The organism is Acinetobacter sichuanensis (genome assembly GCF_003024515.2).
Taxonomy (GTDB): Bacteria; Pseudomonadota; Gammaproteobacteria; order Pseudomonadales; family Moraxellaceae; genus Acinetobacter; species Acinetobacter sichuanensis.
The window spans coordinates 1-15,674 of sequence record NZ_PYIX02000036.1; the positions used below are offsets into that span (position 1 = coordinate 1).

Consider the following 15,674-nt stretch of genomic DNA (forward strand, 5'->3'; position numbering starts at 1 on the left):
GTTTGGAGTTTGGAGTTGGTGATGGGATTAACAAACAAGCAGCGCGTTCAACGTAAAAAGAAACCTAGAACATGTGCCTTTTCTTCACATGTCAGCTTATCAACAGCGCGTTCTTATTTTGTGTCAAATGGTGTGGTTTATTACGATGATCATTACTCGTATGGCTTAAAAAAGGCTCATATGACTTTAGAGCAGTTTTTGGGGAATCCAAGTATTTTAACCAATGCTGAGTTTAAGCAACTTGATGGAAAGGTGGCGTAATGGATATTCAAAAAATTAAAGAATTGGCTCTGGCAAATGGTTTCTCATTAAAAGAGCAAGCTAGTGGCAATATAGATCTACACTCTTATGTGTATGAATTTGCTCAAGCAGTTAAAAATGAAGTCTTGGCGCAAGCTCGCAGTGTTTTTAATCAAGAAGCTGTAACTATAAATGATACTGAATTTTTGGATGCTGAAATCACTCAAATTTCAAATTCAATGTCTGAGAATCATTTTTTGGATTATGAAGAATCAGAAGAGTTGGAGATGCTTGTTGCTAAAGCAATGAAACTTGGTGAACTTTATGAGCGTAAAAAGTGGCAAGAAGCCCAAGCCATTCCTGAATGGATTGAAACTTCTGAACGTATGCCGAATGAGGGTGAAGAAGTACTAGTGCATCACTATGGGCATGTAGTCCAAGCAACTAAGGATAAAAAATACTCTGGCGGATTCAAGCAAAGAAATTGCTATGGGTGGGAAGCTGTTAGTTCATACATATCACACTGGATGCCTAGGAATATCGAACTACCTGAAAGCTGTCATTTTTATTATGAAAATGATGCAAAACAGAAAGCAATGATCGAAGCACAGGAGCAATTATGATGGATATTAAAAATACAGCTATTACAGCAGCAATGGTTATCCAATCTCTTGTGAAACTTCTTGAAAATGAAGATGTTGATATTTCTTCGGTGAAATTCAAAGTAGGCTCAGAAGGCAATGATTATGAAAGCCCTGAATTTGAGTTAGAAAAATTGATTGATCTAGCTGTTAATAGTTTGGATGAAATAAAGCAAGCAAATGGTGTGCCTGAAGGTTTTATTTTGGTGCCAATAGAATGTACTGACGAAATAGCTGAAGCTATAGCATTTGGTACACATGTTTGTGGAGGTGTTGCAAATGATGTTTATGAGTCAATTATTAAGGTAGTGAAGGAGCAAAAATAATGGGAGTAAAGCCAAATATTGAAGATCCATTTGACACTTTATGGTTACTTCAAATGAAATATCGTAAACCTGTTGTAGCTATAGAAGAACTCTTAGCTGACTACTTGCCACACTTATCACTCATTCAAGCTAATAAACGCGCATGCAAATGTGACTTACCCTTTCCTGTATTTAAGCCAGACGGTAAATACTCCCCTTGGTGTGCACATTTAAGTGATGTTGCTTTATGGTTGACAAGTGCTCGACAAGAAGCTAAAAAAGATTGGCATGCGATGAAAAGTTAAAGTTCATTTCTAATAAAACATGAGTGGTTGCACCTCCATTGCACCTTGCACCACTCAAATCAATATAAAATATTGTTTATTATAATTATTTATAAATAATCTATCCCACCTGCCATCGGGGCAACAAAAATTGGCGAATGCTTTGATCTATCAAACAATTCTTCAATTACTTTGTTTTTACTCAATTTTATGTTTCCCATATTCCAAAGGTTTTGTACAACATTTTTACGATTTTAACACCTCATTTGCGCCATCATTATCACTGTGGTGCAAATTATATCTGTGGCGTAAAATAGAAATCATCGCAGATAAACTACAGTAAATGATAAAACTCGCTACAAAGCTTAAATACGAATGACTCGTAAAGGATTACCACTATTGATTAAAACAAGAATATTTCCAAAAGAGCCATGAGCCAAAAAATAGCTTAAATGGCTTAAAGCAAAGATCCTTGTTAATCTGGCTATTCTAAATCCTGAAGCTGCCGTTGTGTCAAAAACTTTGGAGCAATTCATCATTCAATATTTAAATAAAATCAGTGATAAGTTTCTGAAACGACGGATTCAACTAAAACCGCAGCATTAAAAAAATATTTATCTATCACAACCAACAATCACTTTTCTTTCTTAAAATAGAATGAGTTACCACCAAATGCTCTAAAATCAACCAAATAAACATTCTTTTTAAGAATGATTACTTAATTAATTTATAAAAAATATTTATTTTACTTTGATATATAATTTAAAAATCAACACTCTAGCTAAAACCAACCAATTAACTATGTTTTATTTTATAAAACAATAGCTTACTTGAGTTTTATTTTATTATCGCTATACTCAAAACCAATAACTATGAAAAATAATAAACACACCTACAGGTTCTTTTATTGGGGAAATTTGGGGAAAAGAATTTGTAGGTGTGTTTTAAAATAAGAGACTTTGCCTCGCTAGAATAAAAAAAACTCCAAAATAGGAGGCTTAATCATCTTATGAAATTTTTATTCTAAAGCTTGCTTGACTTTGTCCAGATAAATTTTGATCTTTTCATTTGCTTCCAAATGACTTAGATCATCTGCGATCCAAAAAACATACATTTCTTCTCCAACTTTCAAAACTGCTCTCTCATATGTGGTTGGCTTACCAGTGACTTTATCCTTTGCAAGAAAATAGCCATTTTCCTCATCTTTGAGTAATTTACTACCATGCCAACAACCGCCTATACATATATTCATCTTACCGCCTTCAATAAATTATTATAAAGTATTAACCATATAGTAAAAAAAACCTGCAGCCAAAAGACGCAGGTATAAAAAGTTATGTAGATAATTGGGGATTATCTACATCAATGTTATAGTATTCTATTTTCCGACAAAACGGTTTAACAAAAAATACCAAGTTAAAATAGGTCGCATTTTAATCAATAAAAATTTACATTTGATCTATTTTTTTTAAAACGAATTTAAAATCCAGCAATAAAAACACACAAACATCTGATTATTAACATATTAATTCAAGACAAAAAATGATATTAATGTTTTATTCAAGAATAAAATACTAAAAAATTAAATACGACAATATTTAAATATACTAAACAAACAGTTTAATTCATCTATCAATAAAAAAACATCCGTTCATCTCTGATTTATTCTTTAATAAAACTAAAGAATAAATCATCTATATATTTTAAATTATTGTACCTTTTGAAATTATTTTATATTCATCATTCACTACGTGTTAGGGCTATAGCTCACTGTATTACTGCCAGATGCGTATACAATATATATTCATACATTTTAACTAAGACATAGTATAATTTGCTGCTTCACCCTGCTCATCCATTTCTAAGCGTGTTTTCGTTAGTATGAAAAAAATTGCTCGACAAAAAAACTTTCTTCGCTCTGCAAGTTTAATGGTCTTAGTACTGGGGCTCAGCGCTTGTGGCAATGGCTCTTGGTGGTCACATGATGATGAACCAGAACTCGAAAGTGAGCAAATTCGTAAATTGATTCCTAACCGAGTCAATGATCGAAAATCTTGGGCTCAAGACATTTTTGATATCACTGAAGAATTAAAAATTCCACGCAATAAGGAAAATATTTGTACAATTATTGCGGTTGTTGATCAAGAATCAAACTTTATTGCAAATCCGAATGTACCCGGTTTAGGTGATAAAGCCGTCAAAGAAGTCAGTACGCGTTTACAAGAAAAATTTGAGGACAAGCTAGGAACTACAATTGGTGGACCTATCGCTAATTATTTCCAAGATGTTCTAAAAAACCAACCGACACCTGAAGATAACTATCTTAAACAAATGAGTCGTGTCAAAAATGAAAAAGAGCTTGATGTTCTTTATCGTGAAATTTTTGACTATATGACAAAACATTATCATATCAGCGCTTTGACAGGGGCTGCAAAATTGGTTGGTCAGGATTTCGCTGAAAAATTAAATCCAATCACCACATTGGGTTCGATGCAAGTTCATATCAACTATGCCAAAGAACATAAACGCACAAGCATGAACACCAATGCTTTACGTGATAACCTTTATACTGAATTTGGTGGCTTATATTATGGTATACATCGATTAATGATTTACCCTACAAATTACGACAACCCAATTTATCGTTTTGCAGACTATAATTCGGGAATGTATTCAAGTCGTAATGCAGCTTTCCAAAAAATGATTGAAAAATCATCTGATATTAATTTAGATCTAGATGGTGACTTACTTTCTTATGATAAAAATGGTGATCCTCGTTCTACAATGACGACAACAGAAAAAGCCATTATCACTTTATTTTCAAAAAACAATATTTTAGTGACACCGCGCCAACTGCGTAGTGATCTGAAAAAGGAAAAAGAGAAAAGTTTTGAAAAAACACAAACTTATATTGCTGTTTCTAAACTTTATCAAGATAAAACAGGAAAAGAGCCAATCTATGCTATTATGCCTGAAGTAGTCATTTCTGGTCCAAAATTGAGCCGTGATTATAATACCAACTGGTATGCAAGCCGCGTAAACGGACGATATGAAACATGCATGCAACGAGCAAAACGCATAAAAACCTAGCCTTATTTGATTTTGATGGAACCTTGTGTAAAAAAGACAGTTTCACAGGGTTTATTTTCTATGCTTTATCAAAACGACATATTGTTAAACAAGGTATTAAGATTTTGCCTTGGATTCAAGCCTACTATTTAAAGGTTTATCCTGCCGATGCAATGCGCCCAAAACTCTTTAAAGCCATGTTTAAAGATGCCGATGCTGATGAAATTTTAGAATTAGCAGAAGAATATTCAACGCGTTTAATGGCTCAACTTGACCCTGCAATCTATCAACAATTATTAATCCACCAAGAAAATGGCGATGATGTTGTACTTGTTTCAGCATCCATTGATATTTATCTTGAGGCAATTTGTCAAATTTTAAATATCGATTTAATTTGTACAGGTACTGAGATTAAAAATGGTCTATTTACTGGATCATATTCGACACTGGACTGTAGTTGCGACCAAAAAAGACTTAGAGTTTTAGAAAAATATGATTTAAATCAATATAATAAAATTTATGCATATGGCAATAGTGATGAAGATTTAGACATGCTTAGTCTGGCAGATTTTAAATATATGGTGGGCGTAAATTCTAAATTACCCTATATTAAAGAAGAAAAAAAATTTGCTTAGAGATCATGTAAAACGATTTGAGTGAAAATATAATCAAAATAATATCTCTCAAAAGCCAAATTCGATCATTCACGGATCATTAGATTTTGAGTATTCACATCTAAAAAATTAGGCATATTTTATAAAGAATAAAAGTTTTCTTCACCCCACTTCGTACAAGTATTTTTTTCATCTTCTATCTGAATGCGCAAAGTCAACTTAATCCTTAGAGAAAGTCTGCATTGTTTGTTATCCTTTCAAGTTGCTCATTTTACAATATTGATCAAAAATGAGGGCTTGTTTAAAATTAGACAGGTCATACTTTCAAATCTCCTCTTAACTCTTGGATTATCTATTTATGCTAAATATTTTTAAAGACATTGAAAATAAAGGAATTAATAACAATGATTGATAATAATATCATAGCGAATATCCAATCCCATACTCCAATGATGCAGCAATATCTAAATTTAAAAGTACAGCATCCACACGCATTAATGTTTTATCGTATGGGTGATTTTTACGAGTTATTTTTTGATGATGCCAAAAAAGCTGCAAAAATATTAGGCATCACCCTCACCCATCGTGGAAAAACCAATGGTGACCCCATTCCAATGGCAGGTGTACCTTATCATGCTGCTGAAGGTTATTTAGCACGCTTAGTTAAAAAAGGTGAAACGGTTGTTATTTGTGAACAAGTCGGTGAAGTTACAGGAAAAGCACCTGTTGAACGTGCCGTCGTGCGTATTATTACCCCGGGAACTTTAACAGATGATGCCCTGTTAACTGCACATCAAAGCTCAAATTTACTGGCTTTGTGTGTTCAACAAAATCAAATGGGAATTGCCCTGCTCGACTTAAGCGCAGGTATTTTTAAAGTTCAACAACAAGAATATAAACCTGAAACCCTACCTTTAGAATTAGCACGTTTAATGCCAAGCGAAATTTTAATTGATGAGGATTTAGTTGACACACAAATTATTGAATCAATAAAAAAACAAATCGAATGCCCAATCACCAAGCGTCCAAACGTAGATTTTAATCTGAATAATGCACAGAAAACATTATGTGATCAGTTTGCCGTTTCTACCTTATCAGGTTTTGGAATTGATCATTTACCACTTGCAAAAGCTGCTGCTGCATCTTTAATTCATTATGCCAAAGAAACACAAAAAACAGCTTTACCTCATATCCGTTCAATAAAGCTTGAACAAAGTACTGATTTTATTGCTTTAGACCCTGTAACTCGCCGTAACTTAGAAATAATTGATCCATTATTTGAACATGGTACTTCATTATTTTCCTTAATTAATGATACCCAAACGGCAATGGGTGGGCGTTTGCTCAGTCGTACGTTAATGCAACCTCTGCGTGATACAGCAGTTTTAGATGCGCGCTTAGATGCAATAGAAATACTCATCAAAGGTTATCATGAGTCACCAGTACGTTTAGTTCTCAAAGACATTGGCGATATCGAGCGAGTTTTAAGTCGTGTTGCTTTAGGCAGTGCTCGCCCACGTGATTTAGTACAATTACGTCAAGCTTGTGCACAAATCCCATTGTTAAGACATGCACTTCAACCCATTTTAACAGCACCTCAAACATCTCTTATTCAACAACTTAATGAAGAATTGGGGGATTTTAATGGCTTACATCAACACTTAATGTCTGCAATTGTTGAACATCCACCTGTTTTATTACGTGATGGCAATGTTATTGCTGAAGGTTTCGATCCTGAATTAGATGAACTACGTCAAATTCGAGATCATGCAGGTCAATTCTTGATTGATCTTGAAATCCAAGAGCGAGAAGCCACAGGGATTAATACTTTAAAAATTGGTTATAACCGTGTAAGTGGTTATTATATCGAACTTTCTCGTGCCCAAGCAGAACAAGCACCTGAGCATTATATTCGCCGACAAACCTTAAAAAATGCTGAACGCTACATTACCCCTGAACTAAAAGCATTTGAAGATAAAGTCTTATCAAGCGAATCACGCGCACTTGCTCGTGAAAAAATGCTATTTGAAATGTTACTTGAACAATTACGTGATGATATTGCTAACTTACAAATGATGAGCAGCGCTATTGCTCAAATTGATTTATTAGCAAATTTTGCTCATCAAGCACGTTTAAATCATTGGAATCGCCCAGAATATAGCCCTGAAATTGGGGTAAATATTATTGCGGGTCGCCATCCTGTTGTAGAGTCGTTGAGTAAAACACCATTTACACCGAATGATACACATTTAGACTTTAATCATCGTATGGCAATTATTACGGGTCCAAATATGGGTGGTAAATCGACTTTTATGCGCCAAACTGCCTTAATTAGCCTACTCGCCTATTGCGGTAGTTTTGTACCTGCAAAGTCAGCACAACTCGGACCGATTGACCGTATTTTTACCCGTATTGGTTCAGCCGATGATTTATCTTCAGGGAAATCAACTTTTATGGTTGAAATGACTGAAACATCTCAAATTTTACATCATGCGACCAATCAATCTTTGGTTCTGATGGATGAGGTTGGGCGTGGTACGAGCACCTATGATGGTTTGTCATTGGCATGGGCATGTGTGCTTGATTTAACTAAGCGTATCAAATGTTTATGTTTATTTGCGACGCATTATTTTGAACTCACAGAATTGGCACAAGAAAATGCTATTGATAATTATCACGTGACTGCAAAAGAGCTTAATGGAAATTTAATTTTACTGCATAAAGTTCAAAAAGGTCCTGCAAGTCAAAGTCATGGTTTACAGGTTGCCAAACTGGCAGGCATTCCTGAGAGTGTCATCAAAGATGCACAAAAACGCTTAAAAATCTTGGAAAAACAGCAGCAACAGCACAATAGCAGTGTCCAAAATGATTTATTTAGTGATATGAATACTGAACCTGATGTGATTGAGAAAGTCATTGAAATCGAAAAATCATCTCCTGCTTTAGATGCTTTGGCACATTTAGATGTCGATAATCTCACACCACGTGAAGCACTTGCTCAACTCTATCAATTAAAAGAGTTACTCAATACTTAATAGACCAATAAACAAAACAGACCTTATCTAAGGTCTGTTTTTTATGCAAAAAATTATTGTTAGGATTGAAATTGTTGTTTTAGCTCTCTTTTCAAAATTTTACCACTGGCATTTTTTGGTAAAACATCATCAAAATAAATCATTTTAGGCATCTTATAAGCAGATAAATGTTGCGCACAAAATTTCATAATCATTTTTTCATCTAATTGAACATTTTGATGTGGAATAACGACAGCAGTCACAGCCTCAATCCAACGTGGATGTGCCGTTCCAAATACAGCCACCTCTTTTACGCCTTCAATACGATAAATGACTTCTTCTACTTCACGTGTTGATACATTTTCACCACCTGATTTGACCATATCTTTAATACGATCAACAACATATAAATAACCTTGCTCATTAAAATAACCTAAATCTCCACTATGAAACCAACCATATTTAAAGCTTTCAGCATTTTTCTCATCATTTTGGTCATATCCTACGGTTAAATGAACACTACGATGTACGATCTCTCCAATTTCACCTTGTGGAAGAATCACGCCATGTTCATCCATAATTTGTGTTTCAACATTAAATGCAGGTTTTCCAACAGAATCAGCGTATTCAAAATGATCTTCTGGATGTAATACTGTAGCGACAGGTGCCATTTCAGTTTGACCATAAAACTGCCAAAAACCAATATGTGGTAATTTTTCAAGTAATGTTTCAATCACAGCTTTCGGCATTGCTGAAGCACCATAATAAGCTTTACTTAATGATGTTAACTCAACAGGATTAAATTTTTCAGCATTTAAGAGTGCAATCCAAGCGGTTGGAGGACAAAATAATTTGGTAATTTTTTCTTTTGAAATCATTTCCAATACAGCATCTGGCTCAAAACGTCTAAAAATATAACTGGTTGCACCTAAAATCAGATCTACATTTAAAAAAGCATCGAGCTGCGCACAGTGATACATTGGAAAAGCATGAATTTCTCGATCATTTGAACTCATTTTCCCTTCAACCATACAACTGGTATATTGTGACATTAAAGCCTCACTACTCAGTAAAACACCTTTCGGTAAAGACTCTGTACCACTGGTATACATCATACGAATTGCATCATCAGCATGTAGTTCAACATCAGGTAATTTAATTTCAGTTTGAACCAAATATTCCTCAAAATTTTTCCATTGAGCAGATATAGTGCGTTGATTTAAATCAAGAACCACTTGCTTTGGTCGTGTAAAGTCAATTTTTTCTAAAGCCTGTTCCATCACCTCACACAAATCATCTTCAACAACCAACATTTTAGGTTGGGCATGTTGCAACAGATAATGTACTTCTTTTACATTCAACATAAAGTTAATGGGCACTCCAATGACACCGAGTCGTGCCGCTGCATATAAAATTGCAGGAAATTGCCAACAATTATGCGAAAAAAGCATGATTTTATCGCCTTTGCATAAGCCTTGTGCATGCATATGCATGGCAATTTGTTCAACATAGCGATCAAACTCGCTAAAGCTGATACGCTGACCTTGATCAACTAAAGCCGTTTTATGACCAAAACGCTGAGCGCTTCGAGTAGGAATATCGGCAATATGCATACGACGGGCGCGTTGAATATCATTTTTAATCATGTTGCAAATCCTTTGCAGCTTTAAATTTAAATATTGATTATTACCAAAACTTATACTTTTAACTTATTGAAAACATGAGCTAACTCATCTCATTTTTTTGAACAAAAAGAAAACTTATCTAAGTTCCTTACTCGAATTTAACATTGTTGTATTTTTAATCAAGAGAACGACTGATGATTTTTCAATAAAAAATTTAACCTCTTGAGTTCATATTCTTCAAATTTAACTAGTTGAATAATCAATCAAATTCCAAATATTTAAACTCAAAAGGTTTGATGGTTATTTTATTATTTAGGTATATAAGCACATGAAATTTCAACAAATGCCCAAGGATTATGCTGCTCATCTGGCAACCATGCATTATTCATTGTCAGTTGGCGTTTGTATTTCTCTGTTTGAGTTTCACTTAAATGATACATACGAATATTTAAGCCTTGTTCTTTAAACATCTGATGAGATTCTTGGTCTGGCACTGCTTGGTATTTTTTTGCTAATGTTTCAATCAACTGAAGAGAATTTTGATGTGGAATATACAAACTAAATGTCATAAATTGATGATTTTTATCTACTTCGACCTTATTCACTGCATAATATTGAGCTGTCATACCTAAAATACGAACAGGCTGTTTAAGCACTGCATATTTTTCAGGAAAATCGAGTTTTTTCACTTCATGATCCGTCATTTCTTGCTTATGCCGATTTAAATAGTTTAAAACATTTGTACTCTCTTTTTCATTCGCTACACATGTGAAACTATCAGTGATCATTTGCTCAGTAGGTTCAAGCGCCTGAGCATGCGTTTGGCAAAATCCTAACAAGGTGAGGATGAAAATATAATATTTATTCATTTTAAGAATATACCCTTTTGAGTTTATTTATGCTGTATCTCGCTTTTAATATACAACATAACCAAATTTTAAAAACCGTGATGTTCCTCACACTTTAAAAATTATTTTTTATTTTTTAAATTGAGTACCGAAATATAGGTTATCCCACTTTATAACCACAATATGATGACCAAGCCATGCACCTCACTTACTTCCAATAAAATCAGCTAAACTATTCTAAATAAATGCTATATATGCCATTTGACATGATATCAGGTCACTTAGCACAAATAATAACCAATTTATTGATTTTACCTTGAATTTAACAGCCATTTATATAACAAATATCAATAAAAGGAATTGTTAGTTGCATCAGTTTTTGCCTAAAATACACCATTATTAATTAGAACCATATTTTTAGGTAGCTGACGCCATGACCTTTGTTGTCACTGAAAATTGTATTAAGTGTAAATATCAAGACTGCGTAGAAGTATGCCCTGTTGACTGCTTCTATGAAGGACCTAACTTTCTTGTCATCAACCCTGATGAATGTATTGATTGTGCATTGTGTGAACCAGAATGCCCTGCAAATGCAATTTTTTCTGAAGATGAGTTACCAGAAGGTCAGGAAGTCTTTATTGAGCTTAATGCTGAACTTGCTGAAAAATGGCCAAACATCACACAAATTGGCGATCAGCCAGAAGACCGTGAAGAATGGAATGGTAAACCAGATAAACTTCAATATTTAGAGAAGTAATCAAGAAAAAGATCAGCCTAGCTGGTCTTTTTTTATAAATCCAACTGAAATTGTACATTTGTTTGCAATTTATACAGATTCGCTGCTAAAAATTAGCATAAAATAGCTCGTTAACTCACAAGCACATATATAAAATGAAAGATATTTTGAAGGGCTTATTTGCAATCAGCATAGTTCCAATGATGATGATCGGATGCTCATCCACCCCTCAAAAAGGTCAGACCATCGGAACACCAACCCAAAGCCAACGTATTTATATACCTCAAGAAAAAGTCGTGATTCAGCATACGGTACCGCAAAAGGTATTGCCTGCTTCTTATCGCTATTGGTTAATGCAAGATGATAACCAAGCTCGTGCTCGTGAATATGAACGCTTTTTAGAACAAAATAATGTCGCGAATATTATTCCAAGTTTTGAACTGTTTAGAACAGCACGTGATTGGCAAAAATGTGGTCGCTCTGAGTATATGATTCCAAGCCGTGAAGTTTGGTCTAATCAAATTCAAACTTTACGTGTTTTTAAATACTTAGTTGCATCTAAAGTATTAACAGACTTTGAAGTTACTTCAGTTTATCGTGATTTACCTTTGAATCAATGTGCTGGTGGTGCTGGTTCTTCACGTCATTTATTTAACTCTGCAATCGACTTTCGTATAGGTTCTGCTTATCCACAACCGCAAGATTATGCTTATATTGAAAATACCAAATTTAAGCTCTGTCAATTTTGGTCACAGTATGGGCAAAACTTCAATATGGGCTTAGGTCTATATGCTTCAGGTCAAATCCATATTGATACACAAGGTTATCGAACTTGGGGACCAGACCTCAGTCGCAATAGTTCAATGTGTAATTTTTAAAAATATGCTGTATTTAAAATGAGGTCTACTGACCTCTTTTTTTTATATTTGTAAGATAAATCGAGCCGAAAAATATCAACATGAATTGCACTCTGCTTTTAAAAGTTTAAAATGCACCTAGCTCTATAGTGACGATTCAATTCAGGTGACATAATATGCAACAAATGTGGTCAGACATCGATGCTTATATCGAATCACATTTAATTCCAGATGATCCAATTCTGACTCAAACTTTAAAACATACAGATGAACGTGGTTTTCCTGATCATCTCGCTGTCGCACCCAATCAAGGCATGCTGTTGCAAATGTTGATTCAGATGAACAAATGCAAACGAGTTTTAGAATTAGGAACGTTTGCAGCATACAGTACAATGTGGCTTGCACGTGCCTTGCCTGAAGATGGTTATATTTTGACAATTGAAGGTCGAGATACCCATGCTGCTTTAGGACAAGAAAATATTGATAATGCGCAACTACCTCAAAAAGTTGACTTAAAAGTTGGGCGTGCTGCGGACATTTTAAAAGCATTACCTGCCGATACTGAACCCTTTGATTTTATTTTTGTCGATGCAGATAAACAAAGTTATCCTGAATATTTGGAATTAAGTCTGAATTTATCACACGCTGGAACGATTATTGTTTTAGACAATGTGATTCGTTCAGGCGATATTTTAAATCCTGACAACCATAAACCAAGCATTGAAGGCATTCGTGAAATGTATAAAGCAATGCAAAATCACCCTAAAATTTTATCATGTACAGCGTTGCAAACCGTAGGCAGCAAAGGACATGATGGTTTTGCGATTGCAATTGTCAAATAATTGTTATATACATAATATGTATATATATTCGTGATATTGTACTTTTAAATCAAAATTAAAGAGATGATCATTTTTCGTCTCATTTCTTTCAAAAAAGTTATCCACCTAACTTGTTTGTAGAGTTGTGGATAACTTTTTTATTTTAAAATAAACCATTGAAATATAATTAATATTCAACAAAGATCATTTTTTACACAACGCATATTTAGCCAAAATTATTTTTAAACATTTTTTAAAAATAAAGTAGAATCTCATCATCAATTGAGCCAAAACAATGTGCCTGATCATTCAGCAAAGCCATTTTTTAACGTCTAATAAGACCCCTGTAGAGCTTTATTTCACGACCAATAAAGGCACATTGGCATTACGGAATATTGTTGTGGTTACACTACCTAAGAAAAATTGATGAATTTTACTATGGCTAAATGCGCCTAAGACAATCAGTTGAATTTGATGCTGATTTTGATAGTCCAAAATATTTTCAGCGACATCACCATAACGATATTCAACTACAACATCTAAGCCTGCTTCTTTTAAACGTTTTGCAGGTTCATTTAAAATCTCAGGGTGATCACCGACATAGACTAAATGACATTGTAACTGCCGTAGTAAATCACTTTTTTCCACACGCTCTAACATTTTTTGACAAGTTTCAGAGTATTCATAGGCAAAAATAAATCGTGTAGGTGCTTTAAAGTTTTCACCAACCGTTAATACGGTACATTTAGCACCTCTGATAAAGTTTTCGACATTACTCCCAATACTTTTATTTTTCTCTGCCGAACGCTCACCTACACGCCCGATCACAACAAAATCATCTTCGCGAAGAACATTAAAACCTTGCTCTAAGAAATCACCTTTTTCTTGTATATGACTTGGAACAATGCCATATTTTTGCTGAATCATCGTTGAAATGTGTTGTAATAAATTATTACTATAATCAAGTGCTAATTCACTTTGTTTTTGCTCTAGCTCAGCAAGCTCTTTGAGTAGCATTGCATTACTTTCAAAGCCAATCACACCACTAATTTCACCTAGATGATAACTTGCAGGATAATAATCAAGCACTTGAAGAAGTACCAACTCTCGATTCGTTTTTTGTGCAATCCATGCTGCTGCCTCTGCTAAAGCATTGATACAAGGTGAAGAATCAATACATGCAATCACTCGTTTCATCTTAGCCTCTCTTTGGCATTTTCGCCCTAGGTCTATTTCTCTATCCTAAAAGTAACATAACTTTTTGATTGGTTGGAACGCGTTCATGTAATTAATTGAATGAATAAATGATTAATTTGTACAAAATGTTAAGCTAATCACGATATCGAATAAAACGTGCTGGATTACCTGCAACAATTTCTTTTTCAGCTACATCTTTTGTGACCATACTATTCATCCCTACAACTGCATGTGCGCCAATTTTTATACCATCTTTAATTCCAACATGTGCGCCAAGCCAGACATCACGTCCTATTTCAATCCCTTGTGAAGTGACGGCTTGCTGATAAATAGGCTGTGCCAAATCCATACCATGATCAAAAGCATATAAATGACAATAAGCTGCAATCCGTACTTGATCATGCAATTTAATTCCAACACGCCCACCATCTAAAATGCAATGATGATTAATCGCGACTTCATTGCCGATCTCTAAAGGACCATGCAAAGTACAATCAGCTGCAATAAAAGTATTGTCACCTATTTTTATCGTTCGTCCAGGTTCTGCAAAAATATGTGCCAAAGGCGAAATAAAACAATTTTCTCCAATTTCTACCGTTTCCATTTCCATTAAGTAAGTTTGATATTCCTTTTGCCAAGCTTCTGCCCAGACTTTATTTTTTGGCTTGAGTGAATAATATAACCACGGCATATAATTCAAACGATGCTTATGCTGATCACGGTATTTTAATAAGCGGTCTTCAGTCATTTGCATCATCCATAAGCTTTAAACTTTCTCGTCCACGTGTAACATATTGAATTTTATCTGCTAAGGGTTCAATCTGATGCAACTGTAAACGCGCGATAATTTCTACACCCTCTGCGCTATATTGTTCTGTATATTCTATCTGTTGTTGATTTAGCTCATATTGAAAAATTGCCCACTCATTAAAAATGCAGTTAAATTTTACATTTTTCTTTTCAATTAATTCAATTTTCTCAGCCAATAGCAGGCATTGTCCAGCACATCCTCCATAAGCACGGACTAAGCCCCCTGTACCGAGTTTAATCCCACCATACCAACGGTTAACCAATACAATCACATTGGTCAGTTCATTTCCTTCAATTGTTGCTAAAATTGGGCGACCTGCTGTTCCTGAAGGTTCACCATCATCGTTAAAACGAACATTATGCCCAATTTTCCATGCCCAGCATTGATGTGTTGTCGTCAAATCTAAATATTTTTCTAAAAAGGCTTTGATCTCTTGTTCATTTTCAACAGGTGCAGCAATCGCCTGAAAGCGACTCTTTTTAATGTCTTCTTCAAAAAAAACTTCGGATACAAGAGTAAATGGCATAAAACTAAAATTAACAATAATCAATCAGCAAACTTAGTATAACGTGTTTTTTTTAAATTTCAGCAATAAAAAAAGAGAGTCATAAT

16 protein-coding genes are annotated in these 15,674 nt (G+C 34.4%); 10 read left to right on the plus strand and 6 right to left on the minus strand.

What is annotated here, in order from left to right:
• The 4 genes from C9E89_RS16925 to C9E89_RS16940 all read left to right on the plus strand — a co-directional run.
• Nucleotides 1-261, plus strand: a 261-nt coding sequence (locus C9E89_RS16925; protein WP_213069649.1) for a hypothetical protein, incomplete at its 5' end; no start/stop codon positions are given.
• Entirely contained in the window at nt 261-863 is a 603-nt protein-coding gene (locus C9E89_RS16930; protein WP_107009512.1) for a DUF551 domain-containing protein, read from the plus strand. The genes C9E89_RS16925 and C9E89_RS16930, both read left to right, overlap by 1 nt.
• Nucleotides 863-1,207 carry a hypothetical protein gene (locus tag C9E89_RS23850; protein WP_228199057.1) on the plus strand — a complete coding sequence of 115 codons (345 nt, stop codon included), beginning with the start codon at nt 863-865 and terminating at the stop codon, nt 1,205-1,207. The genes C9E89_RS16930 and C9E89_RS23850 overlap by 1 nt, the downstream gene beginning before the upstream one ends.
• Nucleotides 1,207-1,491, plus strand: a complete 285-nt coding sequence (locus C9E89_RS16940; protein ID WP_107009513.1) for a pyocin activator PrtN family protein — start codon at nt 1,207-1,209, stop codon at nt 1,489-1,491. Before C9E89_RS23850 ends, C9E89_RS16940 begins: the two co-directional genes overlap by 1 nt.
• Before the next feature lie 997 nt (nt 1,492-2,488).
• On the opposite strand, the gene C9E89_RS16945 is transcribed toward C9E89_RS16940, so the two are convergent.
• Nucleotides 2,489-2,722, minus strand: a complete 234-nt coding sequence (locus C9E89_RS16945) for a hypothetical protein (RefSeq protein WP_107009514.1) — start codon at nt 2,720-2,722, stop codon at nt 2,489-2,491.
• 677 nt (nt 2,723-3,399) lie between these two features.
• Between C9E89_RS16945 and C9E89_RS16950 the strand changes: the two genes are divergently transcribed.
• The 3 genes from C9E89_RS16950 to mutS all read left to right on the plus strand — a co-directional run bounded on the left by C9E89_RS16950 (nt 3,400) and on the right by mutS (nt 8,188).
• The gene (locus tag C9E89_RS16950) at nt 3,400-4,560 is read left to right on the plus strand and encodes a DUF1615 family protein (protein WP_228199058.1); all 1,161 of its coding nucleotides are present in this window, start codon (nt 3,400-3,402) and stop codon (nt 4,558-4,560) included.
• Complete coding sequence (locus C9E89_RS16955; protein WP_107009516.1) at nt 4,527-5,174, plus strand: HAD-IB family hydrolase; 648 nt, start codon at nt 4,527-4,529, stop codon at nt 5,172-5,174. The genes C9E89_RS16950 and C9E89_RS16955 overlap by 34 nt, the downstream gene beginning before the upstream one ends.
• A gap of 383 nt (nt 5,175-5,557) precedes the next feature.
• Nucleotides 5,558-8,188, plus strand: a complete 2,631-nt coding sequence (mutS, locus tag C9E89_RS16960; protein WP_107009517.1) for a DNA mismatch repair protein MutS — start codon at nt 5,558-5,560, stop codon at nt 8,186-8,188.
• A gap of 59 nt (nt 8,189-8,247) precedes the next feature.
• On the opposite strand, the gene C9E89_RS16965 is transcribed toward mutS, so the two are convergent.
• Together C9E89_RS16965 and C9E89_RS16970 are read right to left on the minus strand one after the other, a co-directional pair.
• A complete protein-coding gene (locus C9E89_RS16965) occupies nt 8,248-9,813 on the minus strand; it encodes a fatty acyl-CoA synthetase (RefSeq protein WP_107009518.1) in 1,566 nt (521 codons plus the stop codon).
• A gap of 287 nt (nt 9,814-10,100) precedes the next feature.
• Nucleotides 10,101-10,661 (minus strand): hypothetical protein, encoded by a 561-nt coding sequence (locus C9E89_RS16970; protein WP_107009519.1) that lies wholly within the window; start codon nt 10,659-10,661, stop codon nt 10,101-10,103.
• A 412-nt stretch (nt 10,662-11,073) separates the two neighbouring features.
• Here C9E89_RS16970 and fdxA point away from each other — a divergent pair, with 412 nt between their 5' ends.
• From fdxA to C9E89_RS16985, 3 genes are all read left to right on the plus strand, one after another.
• Entirely contained in the window at nt 11,074-11,397 is a 324-nt protein-coding gene (gene fdxA, locus C9E89_RS16975) for a ferredoxin FdxA (RefSeq protein ID WP_107009520.1), read from the plus strand.
• A gap of 134 nt (nt 11,398-11,531) precedes the next feature.
• On the plus strand, nt 11,532-12,254 hold the full coding sequence (locus tag C9E89_RS16980; RefSeq protein ID WP_107009521.1) for a M15 family metallopeptidase domain-containing protein: 723 nt from the start codon (nt 11,532-11,534) through the stop codon (nt 12,252-12,254).
• A 155-nt stretch (nt 12,255-12,409) separates the two neighbouring features.
• Nucleotides 12,410-13,075 carry an O-methyltransferase gene (locus C9E89_RS16985; RefSeq protein ID WP_107009522.1) on the plus strand — a complete coding sequence of 222 codons (666 nt, stop codon included), beginning with the start codon at nt 12,410-12,412 and terminating at the stop codon, nt 13,073-13,075.
• Between the two features lie 333 nt (nt 13,076-13,408).
• Here C9E89_RS16985 and C9E89_RS16990 read toward each other — a convergent pair whose 3' ends face one another.
• The 3 genes from C9E89_RS16990 to C9E89_RS17000 all read right to left on the minus strand — a co-directional run bounded on the left by C9E89_RS16990 (nt 13,409) and on the right by C9E89_RS17000 (nt 15,588).
• A complete protein-coding gene (locus tag C9E89_RS16990) occupies nt 13,409-14,251 on the minus strand; it encodes a universal stress protein (RefSeq protein ID WP_107009523.1) in 843 nt (280 codons plus the stop codon).
• Between the two features lie 133 nt (nt 14,252-14,384).
• Nucleotides 14,385-14,999 carry an acyltransferase gene (locus C9E89_RS16995; RefSeq protein ID WP_107009524.1) on the minus strand — a complete coding sequence of 205 codons (615 nt, stop codon included), beginning with the start codon at nt 14,997-14,999 and terminating at the stop codon, nt 14,385-14,387.
• Nucleotides 14,992-15,588, minus strand: a complete 597-nt coding sequence (locus C9E89_RS17000; protein ID WP_107009525.1) for an IMPACT family protein — start codon at nt 15,586-15,588, stop codon at nt 14,992-14,994. The genes C9E89_RS16995 and C9E89_RS17000 overlap by 8 nt, the downstream gene beginning before the upstream one ends.
• Nucleotides 15,589-15,674: the final 86 nt, after the last annotated feature.